Source organism: Diaphorobacter sp. C33, assembly GCF_030503915.1.
In the GTDB taxonomy this organism is placed as follows: domain Bacteria; phylum Pseudomonadota; class Gammaproteobacteria; order Burkholderiales; family Burkholderiaceae_C; genus Diaphorobacter; species Diaphorobacter nitroreducens.
Map to the genome: position 1 here is coordinate 713,060 of NZ_CP129980.1, position 15,362 is coordinate 728,421.

The following is a 15,362-nucleotide window of genomic DNA, read 5'->3' on the forward strand; positions in this document are numbered from 1 at the left end:
CCTGTCCATCCTTTGCGCAGCGGGTTTGGATAGGCGCCAAACGGGCGCCTGGCTGAAAGGCTTCCGGCAACTTTTTCCACCACGCGCTTTATGTACCTACCTGCACAATTCGCCGAGTCCCGGATTGGGGAGCTTCACCGCATCGTCCGCGAGAACGCGCTGGGCATGCTGGTGACACACACTCCCGCCGGTTTGGAGGCCAACCACCTTCCATTTTTTCTGGATGGCGACATGCTGCTGGCGCATGTGGCGCGTGGCAATCCCATCTGGCGCGAGGTACGCGACGGCGATCAAGTGCTTGTCGTCTTCCGCGGCGTCGAAGGTTATATCTCTCCCAACTGGTATCCCGGTAAACAGGAGACGCATCGGCGCGTGCCTACCTGGAACTACGAGGTTGTCCATGCCCACGGAACGATTCATGTCCGCGACGATGTGAAATTCGTTCGCAGGGTGGTCGCCTTGCTAACGCGCCAGCATGAGGCGGGGCAGGCACAGCCGTGGAAGTTGGGCGATGCGCCGCCAGACTACCTGGATGAGCAACTGCGGCATATCGTGGGCATCGAGATCCGTCTCGGGCGACTGGAAGGAAAGCGCAAGCTGAACCAGCACCACAGCGAGCAAGACCGCGAGGGCGCGATTCAAGGACTGGAGTCCCGCGGCAACCATGGGCTCGCCAAAGCCATGAGGGACGCGACGTCCCCCACATCGTGACCCGCAACTCCTTGGCCGGCCGGCTTGTGGCCATGCGCGGAGCGGGGTGGCGGGCCTCAGTGCGTTGCCTGCCAGGTGATGCGCTAGCGAGCAAACGATCCAAGCCCTGACCTAGCAAGGTGGGCACTGGTGGTAAGCCCGGCCATGGTGGCTGCCATGCAATCCGTCGGCGGACCTGCTGGGGGCGGTAATGCCCGGCAGTGTGGTGGCGGATCGCCTCCTGCGCGCCTCGGTGAAAGCCGCGCGCCGCATCGCGTGCCGTCGCGTTGGCGCAGAGCGTGCAATGGCGATGCCGGAGCCGGTCAGCATGGATGCCTTATTCCGGGAGCGGGCCCATGAAGGATCCCGAGGGTTGCCGCATCTCGCCCGCGGGCATGGCACCATGCGGTTTTCTATGTGGGAGTGAATCCATGAAATTCTGGCGGGCGGGTGCGTTCGGAGCGTTGGTGTTGGCGGGCTGTGCCAGCCAGCAAACGCTGGTGCCGCAGATTCAGCAAGGTGAATCCGAAGGGAAAAAGACCGTGACGGTGGCGCCCGCGAGTGCCGCGTGCTCCCGGCCCCAGTGCCCCGTGCTGGCGGCGGCGTGGAGCGCGGCGAAGTCGGCGCAGGCGGTGCTCACCGTGGGCCTGCCCCATCAGGAGGCGGAGGTCACGGGCGCGGACTTCCATTTGGGGGGCGGGCAGGCGGTGCGCGTGCGTTCGCGTTCGCGCGCCGAGGCCGCTGCGCTGGGCTACCCCGCCACGGCGTTCGATGTGCCCTTGCGGCTGGTGGACCAAATCGCCTATACCCCGCGCAGCTGGGTGCGGGTCTATACGGCGGATGGGCGCAGCGTGGATGAGACGCTCAACAGCGGTGAAGAGCGCAGCAAGGCCGTCGAGGCGATGAGCTACTTTGTCACTGCCGTGGAGTCCGCCAGCGGCCAGGTGGCAAACCCCGACAGCTCTCGCGGCGGCTTGATGGACCGGCTGGGCGGCGGCAAATAGGGCATCAGCGGTCCACGTCCAGCCAGCCCCACATCGACACGAACAGCGCCACCGCGACGGCGGCGCCCAGCAGGCTGTGGATGTAGAACAGCGCCAGCGGCACCGCCCAGATCATGAGGCGCAGCGACTGGCTGTAGTACAGGCCCGCGCGCATCAGACTGCGCTCGCCCAGGGACTGCCATGACCGGCGCGCAGCGGACTCCACCGGCATGCCCGCCACGAAGCCGGCGTGGTGGTAGTTGCGCGCCGCCAGCATCGAGGTCAGAAATGCGAGTGCCAGCAGCACCAGCACGGCGAACGCGTTCCAGAAGGCCAACCCCTGGTCGGTGCCCAACGGTGGAAAACCGTGGTGCCACCACTGCGACGGCCAGTGGCCCTGGGTGAGCGTGAGCCCGCCCATGAAGGCCAGGGTGGCGGTGGTCGCCGTCATGGTGCAGGACATGAGCGAGTTGCGTAGCGTCTGGACCCCCAGCACTTCGGTGCCCTTGTGCTGCGCAATGGCGGTAAACCATTCCTGCCGCAACCGTGTATGGGCGCGTGTGGCGGAAGGTGCCCACGCCCAGTGCCGCACAAGGTACAGCAACGGCAGCGCTGCGGTGAGGAGAAACAGCAGGGAGTCCATGTGCATCGCTATGAATTAAGGAGCTTATAGCGCTTGCTGGTATTGGTTTTCAATGCGTTACTGCGATGAATTCAGCCAATGACAAGCGCTGCCAGCTATTTTTTCAGGAGCGCGTGCGGCGATCCCAGAAGTGTTGCAGCTGCATCCCCGCCAACATGGCGGCCACGAACAGCCAGACCTCGCCGCGCAGCGTCCCCAGGTTCATCACGGCCGGGCCGGGGCAGAACCCCGCCAGGCCCCAGCCGATGCCGAACAGCGCCGCGCCGGTCAGCAGGCGTTTGTCCACCGCGGTGGAGGAGGGCAGCTGCATGGGGTCTCCCAGCAGCGAGGTCTGGCGCTTGCGGGCCCAGGTGAACGCCACCAGCCCCACAAGAATGGCGCCCCCCATGACGAAGGCGAGCGAAGGGTCCCATGCGCCGAAGAAGTCCAGGAAGTTCTGTACTTTTGCGGGATTGCCCATGCCCGACAGGATCAGGCCCAGTCCGAAGACCAGGCCGGCGAGCAGTGATGCGATGGCAGAAGCCATGGTGTTTCTCCTTGAGATGGGGTCAGGCCAGCACGTGACGCACCACGAACACCGTGGCGGCGCCGGCACCGATGAAGGTCAGGGTGGCGGCCAGGGAGCGCAGCGACAGGCGCGAGAGTCCGCACACGCCGTGCCCACTGGTACAGCCCGACCCCAGCCGGGTGCCAAAGCCGACCAGCAGGCCGGCCAGCACGATGACCAGCGGGTTGCTGGGCATCTCCATGGGTGGCAGGGGGGCGATGAGCTGCCAGACCAATGGCGCCACCACCATGCCGATCACGAAGGCCGCACGCCAGCCCCAGTTGGCAACGCTGGCCCAGCTGCTGCGCTGCAGCAGCGCGCCCACGATGCCGCTGATGCCGGCGATGCGCCCCAGCAGCACGATCAGCAGCGCCGCGGCCAGGCCGATCAGCATGCCGCCGGCCAGCGATGACCAGGGGGTGAACGAATTCCAGAGGATGGTCATGGGATCAAGCTCCTTGCTTGCAGAAAAGGCGATGGATGGCCTGCATCAGCTGCAGTGCGCGGTCGTCCGCCAGTTGGTACCAGATGAATTTGCCTTCACGGCGGGTTTGCACCAGCCCGTCGCGGCGCAATACGCCCAACTGCTGCGACAGCGTGGGCTGGCCGATGCCGGTGAGCTGCTCCAGCTCACCCACGGTGCGCTCGCCTTCGGTCAGCTGGCACAGCAGCATGAGCCGGTCTTCGTTGCCCAGCAGCTTGAGCATGGTCACGGCTTCGCCCGCATGGGCGCGCATGGCGGGCAGGTCCAGGGTCGTGGCGTCGTCAATCATGATGGAGGTGCAAAACAATATGTTTTCATATAATATATCAAAAAATAAACTGTTGTTGGTTGGTGGTGCTACTTCGGCACTTCCGTCTTCATTGCGAAAGGACCTTCATGCCCCACGCCTCCATGCATATCGAGCCCTTCTTCGACCCCGTGACGGGCACCGTGAGCTATGTGCTCGCAGACACCGACGCCGGCCAAGCGGCAGTGATCGACCCCGTGCTGGATTTCGAGCCGAAGTCCGGCACGCTGATCAGCGCCTCATCGGATCGCATCATTGAATACGTGCGCCGCCAGGGCTGGCAGGTGCAGTGGATTCTGGAAACCCACGCACACGCCGACCATCTCTCGGGTGCGCAGCACATACGCCACCACCTCGGCGGCAAGGTCGCAATCGGCGCGCACATCCGCGCGGTGCAGCAGCTCTTTCGCAGCGTGTTCCATTTCGAGCGCAGCTTCCTGCCCGACGGCAGCCAGTTCGACCACCTGTTCGAGGACGGCGAGACCTTCCATGTCGGCGGGCTTGCGCTGACGGCGCTGCATGTGCCCGGCCACACGCCTGCCGACATGGCCTACCGCGTGGGCGACGACGTGTTCGTTGGCGACACGCTGTTCATGCCCGACGTGGGTACGGCCCGCGCGGACTTTCCGGGCGGTGACGCCGCCACGCTGTACCGCTCCATCCAGCGCCTGCTGGCGCTGCCCGCACACACCCGACTGCACATGTGCCACGACTATCCGCCCGAGAACCGCGCACCTGCCTGGGTCAGCACCGTGGCAGAGCAACGCAGCGGCAATATCCATGTGCACGAGGGCGTGACCGAGGCCGCGTTCGTGCAGATGCGCACCGCGCGGGACGCCACACTGGCCATGCCCACGCTCATCCTGCCTTCGGTGCAGGTCAATGTGCGCGCCGGCAAGCTGCCGCCCGCGCAGGACGACGGGCGTACCTATATCCAGCTGCCCATCAATGCGTTCCTGAAAGGGGCTGGCGCGCCGCAGGGCATGTCGTGATGCCGGCGGCGCACCTCTTTGCGCCAGCGGCCGCGTTGCTAAGGGGCGGAGTGGCCGCTGATGAGCGCGATGTGTTGGGCCAGCGTGGCAGCCGACAGCTCGCCCACGCGCACCGCGGCCAGACGGCCCTGGCGGTCATAGAACAGGGTGGTGGGCAGGGCTTTGTGACCCAGCGCGCTACCCAGCTGGCCCGCTGAGTCCAGCAGCACATCGGCGGCCGGCAGGCGCTGCTGCGCCGCAAACCGGGCGACTGTCTCGGGCGGCTCCCCCTGGTTCACCCACAGAAAACGCACCTGTGACTGGGGCGACTGCGCCTCGCGCGCCTGCAGCATGACGGGCATCTCGCGCCGGCAGGGCGGGCACCAACTGGCCCACAGGTTCACCACCACGGGCTGCCCCTTCAGTTCTGGCAGGGCGACCGTGCGCGCATCCAGCGCCACGCCTTGCCATGAGGGCAGGGCGGCCTGCTCGCGCGGTGCCGTAGCCTGCAGCACGCCCCAACCCAGCAGCCATACGCCGGCGAATGTGGCCAGCCCGGCCGTGGCGCTCTGCCGCCATGGGCTGCGGCGCAGCCACAGCAGCGCGACATAGAGCAGCGCGGCGCCCAGGCCCGCCCAGGGCGACCACCCGCCGTCGCGGATGTCGAGCACAGCCACCGACGCGCTGGCATACAGATCCGCATAGCGCAGCACGAAGCCCAGCCGCGCCGCGATCAGTGCGACCAGGGGCAGCCGCCAGCCATGCGGGCCGCCCGTCAGGCCACGCCGTGCGGCCAGTCGCTCATGCACCATCGTGCCCAACTGCCAGGCGCCCAGGAGCACCAGCAACATCCACGGCAGGACCAGTGGGCCCAGGTGCAGCACGCGGTCCACGGCGGCGTCAGTCCTTTGCCGCCGAAGAGGTCACCGCCAGCGCCGGAAGGCACAGCCGCGCCCGCAGGCCGGGCTGGGCCGGCTCCAGCGTCAGCGTGCCATGGGCGCTTTCGGCGATGCGGCGCACGATCGTCAGGCCCAGACCGCTGCCGGGCGAGGAGCTGGACTTGCGCCAGAAACGCCGCAGCGCTTGCTCGCACTCCGCAGGGGTCAGGCCGGGGCCTTCGTCGCGCACACAGACTTCCACCGTGCCCGGGCCGGCAGCATCGGCTTGCCAGCGCAGCGTGGCACTCACAGGGGCGGGGCCCTGGTGATGGCGCAGCGCGTTGTCGATCAGGTTGGTGATGGCGCAGGCCAGCAGCGCGGGGGGCAGCGGTAGCTGTATTGCCTGCCAGGCTGCCGGGTCGGCGGGTATTTCTGTCGCGTCCAGCGGTGGGGAGGGCAACTGAATGCCCTCGTTCTCGGCACGCTGCAGGGACTGGCTGCAGGCCAGGCGGAAGGCCTGCGCGATGCCGGTGCCCACGGTGGCGCGCGCCTCTCCCGCGCTGGCGCTTTCCACGCGTGCAAGCTGCAGCAGTTGCTCCAGCGTGGCGTGCATGTGGTCGATGCCTTCGCCCGCTTGGCGCAGTGCGTTGGCGGCCTTGTCGGGGCTGGCGTTGTTGTTGCCCGCGGCAAGTGTCAGCTGCGCCACCTGCACATGGGTCTTGATGGCGGTGAGCGGCGTGCGCAGCTCATGCGCCGCGTCGGCGGTCCAGCGGCGCTCGTGTTCCATGCTGGCGTCCATGCGCGCCAGCAACTGGTTCAGGCTGTCCACCAGCGGGGCCAGTTCCTTGACGTCGCGGCCCGACTGCACGGGCGTGGGGTCGTGGGGTGGGCGCTGCACCAGCTCCTCGCGCAGGCGCTGCAGCGGGCGCAGGCTGCGCGTGCCCATCCACCAGGTCAGCAGCAGGATGACGGCAAGCGCCAGCACGAAGGGCAGCACCAGCGTGCGCACGAAGGTCTGCACCAATTGGTCGCGCACATCCAGCCGGTCGGCGGTGGCCACGCGCACGCCCTTGTCCTCCAGCACATAGGTGCGCCACTGCTTGCCGCCCTTGGTGATCTGGCCAAAGCCCGCGCTGCCGGCAGAGGCCATGTCCGGGATGTTGTTGGTGCGCGCGATGGGCAGGATGTCCACTTCGCTGCGCACCAGGCTCACCTCGCAGGCCACGCCATCGCGGCCAATGACCGACAGCAGCGCATCGTTGCTGGCGCGCGGCGCTGCCGCCAGCTCGGCCTGCTGGAACTGCTGCACGATGCCCACCACCATCCGGGCCGATGCGATGAGGCGGTCGTCCAGCAGCGTGCGCAGCTCGCGCTGCATGTTGATGAACTGCCAGATCGCCACGCCGCTCCAGACCAGGCAAATGGTCAGGCTCAGGCCCAGCACCAGCCGAACCCGCAGGCTTTGCATAGGACGTGGCGTCATGCCGCACCGCCGCAGTACCGCGTGCCCAGCCGAAAGCCCAGGCCGCGCACGGTGTCGATCACATCGGCGCCCAGCTTCTTGCGCAGATGGTGCACGTGCACGTTCACGGTGTTGCTGCCCACGTCCTGGTCCAGGCCGTACAGGCTGTCATGTAGCTGCGCCGCGCTCAGCACGCGCCCGTGCGCCTGCAGCAGGGCCTGCAGCAGCGCCCATTCGCGGCGCGAGATGTCTATCGCCACGCCGTTGCGCGTGACTTCGCCGGTGGCCATGTTGACCTGGCAGTCGCCCAGCGCCAGCAGGTCGCTGGTGCGCCCGCCCGCGCGGCGCAGCAGGGCGCGCAGGCGCAGCACCAGCTCCTGCAGGTCGAAGGGTTTGGTCAGGTAGTCGTCGGTGCCGGTCTGAAAGCCGGCCACCTTGTCCTCGATGGTGCTGCGCGCGGTAAGGATCAGCACCGGCAGCGCCAACCCCTTGGCGCGCCACTGGCGCAGCAGGCTGATGCCGTCGCCATCGGGCAGGCCTAAGTCCAGCACGCAGGCATCGAACTGGCGGCTGGTCATGTGGGCCTGCGCCTGCGCCACGCTGCCCGCGGTGTCGCTGGTGAAGCCGTGCAGCTCCAGCCCGGCCTGGATGCCGCTGGCCACCAGCGCGTTGTCTTCGACGATCAGGATGTGCATGCGGCCCGCTTGGCAAAAGCCCGCATTCTAGGAACGGCGCGTTATCCCCACATTAACGGCGCACCCGCTGCGCCGGTATCATTGACTGTATAAACGCACAGTCTTTTGTATGCCGCAGCCCGGCCTTGCGCCCGCACCGCACCGCTTTTACTACCTGCACAACTTCCAGCGTGCGCTGGACTGGCTGCACACGCGCTATGGCGACCTGCTCGGTGTGGACGACCTGCAGTTCCTCACCGACTTTCGGCAACTGCCCCAGGCCGCACAGGCCCTGCTGGTGCGCATGGTGATGCGGCGCGGGCCGTGGTTTCGCGCGAGCAAGCTGGCCTATGACGAGATTCCCGACACGCGCGACGCCGCCGCGCCGCTGCTGTCGCGGGGCTGGCTGTGCGCCGATGCGCCCCTGGGTCTTTTGGAGCTGTTCGCCTTGCACACCAAGCGCGAGCTGCTACAGATTTTGCAGGGCACTGCGCTGCACCCCACCATGCGCAAGGCCGAAATGCTGCAGGCCCTGGCCGACCGCGCTGACCTGCGGCAGCCCTACGCCGCCTGGCACCCGCACGCCGACGAGCCCGTTTGGCACGTGACGGTGGGCGCGCGCTGCGAGCGCCTGCGGCTCATGTTCTTCGGCAACCTGCACCAGAGCTGGGCGGAGTTCGTGCTGGCCGACCTGGGCGTGTTCCGCTACGAGGCCGTGCCGCTGGACGCCGCCTCGCGCCCGTTCCAGAGCCCAGCCGATGTGGACACCTACCTTGCCCTCAGCGCCTGCCGCCAGGCGCTGGACGCGGAGGGCGCCGATGCCGCTGCGCTGCTGCAGGCCCTGGCCGCCGCGCACAGCGCCACGCCATGGCTGGAGCAGCGCCGCGCGCGGGTCCTGCTGCGCGTGGGCCAGGCCTGCGAGCGCGCGCACGACTGGCCGCTGGCCGTGCAGGCCTACGCCGCCAGCCGCGCCCCCGGTGCGCGCCACCGCCAGATCCGCGTGCTGGAGCGCATGCAATGCTCCGATCAGGCCCTAGCCCTTGCTCATCAAGCGCTGGATGCTCCTGAAAGTGAAGAAGAACACCAGCGCGTGGCGCGCATGCTGCCGCGTCTGCGCCGCAGCCTGGGGCAGGGCGGCGGGCCGCGCCGGCCGGCACTGGCCCCGGCCGTGGCCGCGCTGCGCATGGACGTGGAACTGCCCGCGCCCACGCCGCCCCAGTCGGTGGAGCACGCGCTGCGCGCGCACTGGCACTGCGCGGAGGCGCCGGTGTTTTATGTGGAGAACACGCTCGTCAACGCGCTGTTCGGCCTGCTGTGCTGGCCGGCCATCTTTGCGCCGCTGCCCGGCGCGTTCTTCCACCCCTTCCAGAGCGGGCCGGCCGACCTGGCCGCGCCCGACTTCGTGGCGCGCCGCCAGGCCCTGTTCAACGCCTGCCTGGCCGAACTGCACGACGGCCGCTACCGCGCCACCATCGTGCAGCGCTTTGAAGAGAAGCACGGCACCCAGTCGCCCTTCGTGGCCTGGGGCGCGTTGAGCGCCGAGCTGCTGGCGCTGGCGCTGGACTGCATTCCGCCCGCGCACCTGGAGCGGCTGTTTGCCCGGCTGCTGTGCGACGTGCAGGCCAACCGCACCGGCCTGCCCGACCTGGTGCGCTTCTGGCCCGGCCGCCCGCCCGGGGCCGAGCGCTATGCGCTGGTGGAGGTGAAGGCCCCCGGCGACAAGCTGCAGGACAACCAGACCCGCTGGCTGGATTATTGCGTGGCGCAGGGCATTCCGGTGCAGGTGTGCCACGTGCAGTGGTGCGGCGCGGCATGACGGCCGCCCCGCGCCCCCACGTGGTGGCCGTGCGCGCGCTGTGCGAGTTCACGGCCCGCACGGGTGACCTGGACCTGCGCTTCACCCCCGCCCCCAGCGCGCTCGAAGGCATGGAGGGCCACCGTGCGGTGCAGCAGCGCCGCGGCGCAGGCTACGAGGCCGAGGTGCCGCTGAGCGGCAGCTATGACCACCTGATGGTGCGCGGCCGTGCCGATGGCTGGAACGCGGCGCTGGGCCAGCTCGAAGAAATCAAGACCTACCGTGGCACGCTGGACAGCGTGCGCCCCCACCACTGCGCGCTGCACTGGGCCCAGGCCCAGGTGTACGGCCACCTGCTGTGCCAGGCGCGCGGGCTGGCGGGGCTCAAGCTCGCGCTGGTCTACGTGCATGCCACCACCCATGCCGAGACCGTGCTGGTGCAGGAACACACCGCCGCCGCGCTGCAGGCGTTCTTTGCCACGCAGTGCCAGCGCTACCTGGCCTGGGCGCACAGCGAGGCCGCGCACCGCCAGCAGCGCAACGCCGCCCTGGCGCGGCTGCGCTTTCCGCTGCCCGCGTTTCGCGCCGGGCAGCGCGATCTGGCCGTGGCCGTGTACCGCACCGCACACCCCAACGCAGAGGGTGCCAGCGCACCCGCCGGGCGTTGCCTGCTGGCCCAGGCGCCCACCGGCATCGGCAAGACCCTGGGCACGCTGTTCCCGCTGCTCAAGGCGATGGCGCCCCCGGCTATGGCGCCCCCGGCGATGGTGCCCCCGGCGATAGCCGCGCCAGGGCAGGGCGGGCCGGCTCCGGCCGCTGCCGCATCCGGCGCCGCCGCCGATGCGGTGGCCAGCGGGGATACGGAAGTCATCAAAAAAGAGAGCGCGCCCCGCGCACCCAGCGGGCTGGACAAGCTGTTTTTCCTCACCGCCAAGGGCACGGGCCACGGCCTGGCGCTGCACGCGCTGGCCCAGTTGCAGGGGGCACTGGCACCCCACGCGCCCGGCACGCCGCTGCGCGTGCTGGACCTGCACGCGCGCGACAAAACCTGCGAACACCCCGGCAGCGCCTGCCATGGCGATGCCTGCCCGCTGGCGCGTGGCTTCTTTGACCGGCTGCCCGCCGCCCGCGCCGCCGCCGTGCAACAGCCCGCCCCGTGGGATGCGCCCGCCGTGCGCAGCGTGGCGCTGCAGCACGGCATCTGCCCCTACTACCTGTCGCAAGAGCTGGTGCGCTGGGCCGACGTGGTGGTGGCCGACTACCACTACTACTACGACAGCGCCGCCATGCTCTACGCCCTCACGCAGCAGCAGGGCTGGCGCGTGGCCGTGCTGGTGGACGAGGCCCACAACCTGCTGGAGCGCGCACGCAGCATGTACACCGCGCCGCTCTCGCCCTTCGAGCTAGCCGCCGCACGCCAGGCCGCCACCGGCCCCGTGAAGAAGGCGCTCGACGCGCTGCACCGCCAGTGGAATGCGCTGGGCAAGACCGTGGGCCAGGCCGCAGAAGACGCTGGCACGCCAGGCGCACCCGGCGCATCGCACGCCGGCGCCACCGCACCCGCGCTCCCCATCGCCGCCACGCCCAGCTACCAGGCCCACGCCACCGTGCCGCCCGCGCTGCTGGGCGCGGTGCAGCGCGCCGTGGGCGCCATGGCAGAGGCCCAGGCTGACCAACCCCTGCCGCCGGGCGACGCGGTGCTGGCGTTCTATTGGTCGCTGCTGCACTTCCAGGCCCTGGCCGAGCAGTTCGGCCCGCATGCGCTGTTCGACCTGCAGCGCACCGCCACGCCACCGCGCAGCCGCAGCGGCCGGGCCCGCACACCCGCCACCACGCTGTGCATCCGCAACGTCATGCCCGCGCCGCACCTGGCCGCGCGCCACGCGGCGGCGCAGGCCACGGTGCTGTTCTCGGGCACGCTCAGCCCGCCGCAGTTCTACCGCGACCTGCTGGGCCTGCCGCCCGACACCGCCTGGCTGGACGTGGCCGCCCCCTTTGCCGCCCACCAGTTGCAGGTGCGCGTGGCCCCGCACATCTCCACCCGCTGGCGCGACCGCGAGGCCTCGCTCGCCCCCATCGCCGATCTGGTGGCCGCGCAGTACGCGCACCAGCCCGGCAACTACCTGTGCTTTGCCAGCAGCTTCGACTACCTGCAGCGCGTGGCCGCCACCCTGGCCCAGCGCCACCCGCAGGTGCCCCAATGGCAGCAAACGCGCGAGATGGACGACGCCAGCCGCGCCGCCTTCCTCGCCCGCTTTACCGAGGGCGGCCAGGGCGTGGGCCTGGCCGTGCTGGGCGGCGCCTTTGCCGAAGGGGTAGACCTGCCGGGCACCCGACTCATCGGCGCCTTCATCGCCACGCTGGGCCTGCCGCAGGTGAACGCGGTGAACGACGCCATGCAATGTGCACTGGACGAGGTGATGGGCCCTGGCCAGGGCTATGCCTGCACCTACCTGTACCCCGGCCTGCGCAAGGTGGTGCAGGCCGCCGGCCGCGTGATCCGCACCGAGCACGACCAGGGCGTGGTGGTGCTGATGGACGACCGCTTTCAGCGTGCCGAGGTGCGCGAGTTGTTGCCACGGTGGTGGCAAGTGGGGTGAGGGGCTGGGTTCGGAGGTGGGGCAGCACGCGTGCCCGTGATACCGAAAGCGAAAGGCGCTGGATGCTATGAATGTGGTAGCTGCTAGCGCTTATCTAAAGGGCCTTGGCGGCCAATTTGGCTGATAAATCCGGAGGGTTTGATTTCCCGAATCGGCTTGAAGGGAAGGTTGATTTTTTCAGTGAAATGCTCAGGAAGCGCTGAGCAAAGACTGCGCTTCGAAAGCTGTGGAGCAGCTTGCGGCCAGAAGCGGCTGCTGATGACCGGCGGCTTCGTGGCGGTTCAATCGGTGCAGCTCAACAAACCGGCGTCCCGCGGCCGGTTGATCTTCTGGTTTTATTGTTCTTCGACACGGTCTGGCCTGATGCCCGCTTAGCTGAGACCTTGCCTCGAACGGTATTCAACTGCTTGTCGTCGGGACACGTCTCCAACCTTCGGCCAGCGCAGCGCTGAGGACGGCATCTCGTACGTTGACCTGATGCTTGCGTCGTGACAGTTCTGAGCCTAAACGTAATAGGCGTACGGATAGCGCGTGCCCCGGGACGACCAATAGGTTGCCTGTGCAACCCTAGACGGTCACTGCTAGAAGGCGCCGCCTGACCGGTGAATTGGTCTCAAGTCGACAGTAGAACTGCGGTGGATGGAAACCCGGCATGGCTGTCCGAAGGGCTTCAAGCGTGACGGGTTTCTTCAATTTTTTGGCGCCAGACAGCCCCATAGCCGACGCCACAGCCACCCCGTCAAAGTAGCTCATGAACTCGGACTTGCTGAGGCCTGAGACGGAGCTGTATTTGCGCCAGACGGTGCTCGGCGCGGCCGAGTAGGTCGTGCCTACGGTCGCAAAGCCAACGACTGCACCTACAGGTTTTTTCACATAGAACCAAACCGTCGAGCCTGGCTCAACGTGCATGGTTCTGCGCCTTAGCTCCACTTGCTTAGTACCAGCGAGGATGTTGTTTGCATGGCGCTCGTCAAGTGATATGAGCACATGCTGGTTCGGTTGCATCAAAGGCCTTTTTCTACGATCGCCTGAACCTGCTCGGAAGACAGTCGTTGGCAAGTAATCAGTTGGTGGGCCTCGCCGCAGTTCAAAGCCCTGAGCTCATGCAGCGGGACAGGCCTGGGCAGGCGCAACACATTGTCGAATACCGTGATGGTCTTGGTCTTCGCGACCCCGATGCTGGAGAGTTGGCTGCTATCCAGCACTGAGGGGGCCAAGTCATCGGCCTGCATGGCAGACTCATCGCGAAGATAGGCACGTAGTACACGACCAACCGCTATGACGGCACCGGCACCTCCATTCTTCACGGGCTCGTAAAAGAACATCAAATCACCGCGCGAGTAGTTCTTCAGCGTCTTCTTGTCGCTCAGGTAATGGCGCAACGGTGCGAGCTGGGCCTTTCCCAGGGGGAGGAAGGAGTCCTGTGGTGAGTCCGCCAAGAGATGCTCCTCAAATTGCTTTCGCAGGGGGACCATCACACCCTCTCTACCTGGCAAGCACATGAGCATCGGCGCCAGCAGGGACTCCAGCTTGAAAAGCGGGATCAAGACTTTCTGGCCGTCCGGTCGAATCACTGAAATTTGCTGATCGACGTGTCGAAACGGTGGGGGCGTGTCTGGCAAACGTAGTTTGCTCACTGCCGCCAACGATTCGCGTCCGATATCCCAGTTCCGTTCCGTCATACGCCCTTTGGCGACGATCTTCTGAAGGTCATCCGACGTCGATGAGGACGCCACATAGCCGAAGGTTGCCGCGACTTCGCGAAGCGTGGCTTGACGCGGAGGACAGCTCAACCGCACCCGGCCGACATCCCCTGGCTTCACGATGCTCAGAACGTGTCGGAGCAAGGTCTGGGCAATCTCGTGTGCGTCTCTCTGGTTCTCGGCGACCGCCGCAAAAGCCCGAATTTCCTGTCCTCGAACGCTCGTCGGCATTACTAGATAGCCTGCGACGACGCCATTGCATCGCGCCACGTGGCGCAAGCATGCCGAACTGCCGGCCTCAGTTGCGGCCCATTCGTTGACCTGGGTCGCAGTGTCGAGGCCAAGGTTCGTCAACAGACTCCGAACTGCCGCTGCATCGCCTGCCGATGCGGGTTGCACTTCGATAATGTCCGCACTATGGGCCTCGTGCACTACAGGGCTCGCGGTGTGGTCGGGCTCGACCTGAAACAGCTCAGGCGAAATGGCGTCCACCCCAAACCGCCTTCTGAGCTCAGGTGCCCGCTCAAGAATTCGCCCGTCGCTGGTGATGAGCCCTGGCAGGCCGTGGTGAATAGCCGTTGCGAGGTGTAGCAGGTCAGACCTGTCGTTCTCCGACAGCGTGCCCGACGCATGGCGCTGGGGAAACACGATTTCGGCAAGCATTGGCGAAAGGCGCCCCCACTCGTCGTCGGGTGGAGTCGAGAACTTCGCAAGAGTGCCAGCGAACGAGAGCATCGGATCCGTCTTTCCGTCGTGAGCGGTGCGGCGCAGCTCCGTCTCAATCTCGCTGCTGATCGCCAGCGAACATGCCCGCATCCGCTCGGCCCTGAAGACGCTCATGGCTAGTTCGTGCCGAGGCCGGCGAGGCCCGAGATCGAAAAGCACGTTCAAGTCCAGAAGATAGAGCGGTTTACCCCCACCCTCCAAGGCATCCAGGCCGAGTGGGTCGACAGCGCTGATCCCGCTGGGCGCAAAGAGCTGAGGGGTGTCGAGTTCATGGGCGCGAACCACGATCATGCGATTGCGACTAGCCCCTCCTGGTTCCACGCGTTGGGCGTAGAACCCCTGCGCTTCCCAGAACACGTTGGCGTCTTTGAGGTCTTCAGCAACCCGGGCATGAATCGAAATGAACTGCGCCTCCGTCAACATGGTCTTCAAGGCATCGAGCAGCGTCCGACCGATGTTTCGACTGCGATTGGCCTTAGGAACATAGATCTGCCGCACGTGCGCTTTGGGGAAGCGGAGGTCAAACAACAGATGACCCGCATATGTCTCGTCACGACCGTCACTCTCGACGGCCACAAACAACTGCCCTTTGCGACAGAAGTCTGCATAGACGCTGCGCGAGAAAAATCCTAGCGCGTCTCGGTCGCTGTCTGCTGCCTGCACGACCTCGCTCAAGAGCGCCATAGCAGCACTTGGCTCCGTAAGGATTCGGACCGGACCTCCGCTCATTGTCATAGCTCCCCTTTTGGTGTTTGGGGGCAACTGTAACGGCGACGGAAGCAAGCCTGCGTTGAACGTAAGCTGGCGAGCTTGCCCCGATTTGAAAGGCAGACTGCTCTCCGACGATGAGATTGAAATCTGGATGACCGCAATGGGTCGAAAGCTCCTGCTGATAAAAA

The 15,362-nt window shown here is 67.0% G+C and carries 14 protein-coding genes; 5 read left to right on the top strand and 9 right to left on the bottom strand.

Annotated features, from left to right (window positions below):
• Window positions 1–90 precede the first annotated feature (90 nt).
• Window positions 91–711 carry an FMN-binding negative transcriptional regulator gene (locus tag QY917_RS03415; RefSeq protein ID WP_123676440.1) on the top strand — a complete coding sequence of 207 codons (621 nt, stop codon included), beginning with the start codon at window positions 91–93 and terminating at the stop codon, window positions 709–711.
• Window positions 712–1,121: 410 nt separating this feature from the next.
• Entirely contained in the window at window positions 1,122–1,694 is a 573-nt protein-coding gene (locus tag QY917_RS03420) for a hypothetical protein (protein ID WP_123676438.1), read from the top strand.
• Between the two features lie 4 nt (window positions 1,695–1,698).
• Here the strand turns inward: QY917_RS03420 and QY917_RS03425 are convergent, their stop codons facing one another.
• The 4 genes from QY917_RS03425 to QY917_RS03440 all read right to left on the bottom strand — a co-directional run bounded on the left by QY917_RS03425 (window position 1,699) and on the right by QY917_RS03440 (window position 3,636).
• Entirely contained in the window at window positions 1,699–2,316 is a 618-nt protein-coding gene (locus tag QY917_RS03425) for a DUF599 family protein (RefSeq protein ID WP_228403738.1), read from the bottom strand.
• Window positions 2,317–2,419: 103 nt separating this feature from the next.
• Window positions 2,420–2,842: a YeeE/YedE family protein gene (locus tag QY917_RS03430; RefSeq protein ID WP_123676437.1), complete on the bottom strand. Its 423-nt coding sequence runs from the start codon at window positions 2,840–2,842 to the stop codon at window positions 2,420–2,422.
• A gap of 22 nt (window positions 2,843–2,864) precedes the next feature.
• Window positions 2,865–3,308, bottom strand: a complete 444-nt coding sequence (locus QY917_RS03435; RefSeq protein ID WP_123676436.1) for a YeeE/YedE family protein — start codon at window positions 3,306–3,308, stop codon at window positions 2,865–2,867.
• Between the two features lie 4 nt (window positions 3,309–3,312).
• Window positions 3,313–3,636 (bottom strand): metalloregulator ArsR/SmtB family transcription factor, encoded by a 324-nt coding sequence (locus tag QY917_RS03440; RefSeq protein ID WP_047349308.1) that lies wholly within the window; start codon window positions 3,634–3,636, stop codon window positions 3,313–3,315.
• A 107-nt stretch (window positions 3,637–3,743) separates the two neighbouring features.
• Here QY917_RS03440 and QY917_RS03445 point away from each other — a divergent pair, with 107 nt between their 5' ends.
• Entirely contained in the window at window positions 3,744–4,646 is a 903-nt protein-coding gene (locus tag QY917_RS03445) for an MBL fold metallo-hydrolase (RefSeq protein WP_123676435.1), read from the top strand.
• 38 nt (window positions 4,647–4,684) lie between these two features.
• Here the strand turns inward: QY917_RS03445 and QY917_RS03450 are convergent, their stop codons facing one another.
• The 3 genes from QY917_RS03450 to QY917_RS03460 are packed head-to-tail and all read right to left on the bottom strand — an operon-like array spanning window position 4,685 to window position 7,660.
• Window positions 4,685–5,518, bottom strand: a complete 834-nt coding sequence (locus QY917_RS03450) for a TlpA disulfide reductase family protein (RefSeq protein ID WP_123676434.1) — start codon at window positions 5,516–5,518, stop codon at window positions 4,685–4,687.
• 7 nt (window positions 5,519–5,525) lie between these two features.
• Window positions 5,526–6,986, bottom strand: a complete 1,461-nt coding sequence (locus tag QY917_RS03455; RefSeq protein ID WP_123676433.1) for an ATP-binding protein — start codon at window positions 6,984–6,986, stop codon at window positions 5,526–5,528.
• Complete coding sequence (locus QY917_RS03460) at window positions 6,983–7,660, bottom strand: response regulator (protein WP_088887013.1); 678 nt, start codon at window positions 7,658–7,660, stop codon at window positions 6,983–6,985. Before QY917_RS03460 ends, QY917_RS03455 begins: the two co-directional genes overlap by 4 nt.
• Before the next feature lie 109 nt (window positions 7,661–7,769).
• On the opposite strand from QY917_RS03460, the gene QY917_RS03465 reads away from it, so the two are divergent.
• Both QY917_RS03465 and QY917_RS03470 read left to right on the top strand, forming a co-directional pair.
• Window positions 7,770–9,455, top strand: a complete 1,686-nt coding sequence (locus tag QY917_RS03465) for a VRR-NUC domain-containing protein (protein WP_123676432.1) — start codon at window positions 7,770–7,772, stop codon at window positions 9,453–9,455.
• Entirely contained in the window at window positions 9,452–12,034 is a 2,583-nt protein-coding gene (locus QY917_RS03470) for an ATP-dependent DNA helicase (protein WP_123676455.1), read from the top strand. Before QY917_RS03465 ends, QY917_RS03470 begins: the two co-directional genes overlap by 4 nt.
• A 567-nt stretch (window positions 12,035–12,601) precedes the next feature.
• On the opposite strand, the gene QY917_RS03475 is transcribed toward QY917_RS03470, so the two are convergent.
• Both QY917_RS03475 and QY917_RS03480 read right to left on the bottom strand, forming a co-directional pair.
• Complete coding sequence (locus QY917_RS03475) at window positions 12,602–13,039, bottom strand: transcriptional regulator (protein ID WP_148061010.1); 438 nt, start codon at window positions 13,037–13,039, stop codon at window positions 12,602–12,604.
• Entirely contained in the window at window positions 13,039–15,147 is a 2,109-nt protein-coding gene (locus QY917_RS03480) for a GNAT family N-acetyltransferase (RefSeq protein ID WP_302078614.1), read from the bottom strand. Before QY917_RS03480 ends, QY917_RS03475 begins: the two co-directional genes overlap by 1 nt.
• Between the last annotated feature and the right edge of the window lie 215 nt (window positions 15,148–15,362).

Coding starts and splice junctions, on each gene's coding strand:
- QY917_RS03415 (WP_123676440.1), top strand. CDS start 91: ATGTACCTACCTGCACAATTCGCCGAGTCCCGGATTGGGGAGCTTCAC.
- QY917_RS03480 (WP_302078614.1), bottom strand. CDS start 15,147: ATGGCGCTCTTGAGCGAGGTCGTGCAGGCAGCAGACAGCGACCGAGAC.
- QY917_RS03470 (WP_123676455.1), top strand. CDS start 9,452: ATGACGGCCGCCCCGCGCCCCCACGTGGTGGCCGTGCGCGCGCTGTGC.
- QY917_RS03460 (WP_088887013.1), bottom strand. CDS start 7,660: ATGCACATCCTGATCGTCGAAGACAACGCGCTGGTGGCCAGCGGCATC.
- QY917_RS03420 (WP_123676438.1), top strand. CDS start 1,122: ATGAAATTCTGGCGGGCGGGTGCGTTCGGAGCGTTGGTGTTGGCGGGC.
- QY917_RS03435 (WP_123676436.1), bottom strand. CDS start 3,308: ATGACCATCCTCTGGAATTCGTTCACCCCCTGGTCATCGCTGGCCGGC.
- QY917_RS03430 (WP_123676437.1), bottom strand. CDS start 2,842: ATGGCTTCTGCCATCGCATCACTGCTCGCCGGCCTGGTCTTCGGACTG.
- QY917_RS03425 (WP_228403738.1), bottom strand. CDS start 2,316: ATGGACTCCCTGCTGTTTCTCCTCACCGCAGCGCTGCCGTTGCTGTAC.
- QY917_RS03455 (WP_123676433.1), bottom strand. CDS start 6,986: ATGACGCCACGTCCTATGCAAAGCCTGCGGGTTCGGCTGGTGCTGGGC.
- QY917_RS03465 (WP_123676432.1), top strand. CDS start 7,770: ATGCCGCAGCCCGGCCTTGCGCCCGCACCGCACCGCTTTTACTACCTG.
- QY917_RS03440 (WP_047349308.1), bottom strand. CDS start 3,636: ATGATTGACGACGCCACGACCCTGGACCTGCCCGCCATGCGCGCCCAT.
- QY917_RS03475 (WP_148061010.1), bottom strand. CDS start 13,039: ATGCAACCGAACCAGCATGTGCTCATATCACTTGACGAGCGCCATGCA.
- QY917_RS03445 (WP_123676435.1), top strand. CDS start 3,744: ATGCCCCACGCCTCCATGCATATCGAGCCCTTCTTCGACCCCGTGACG.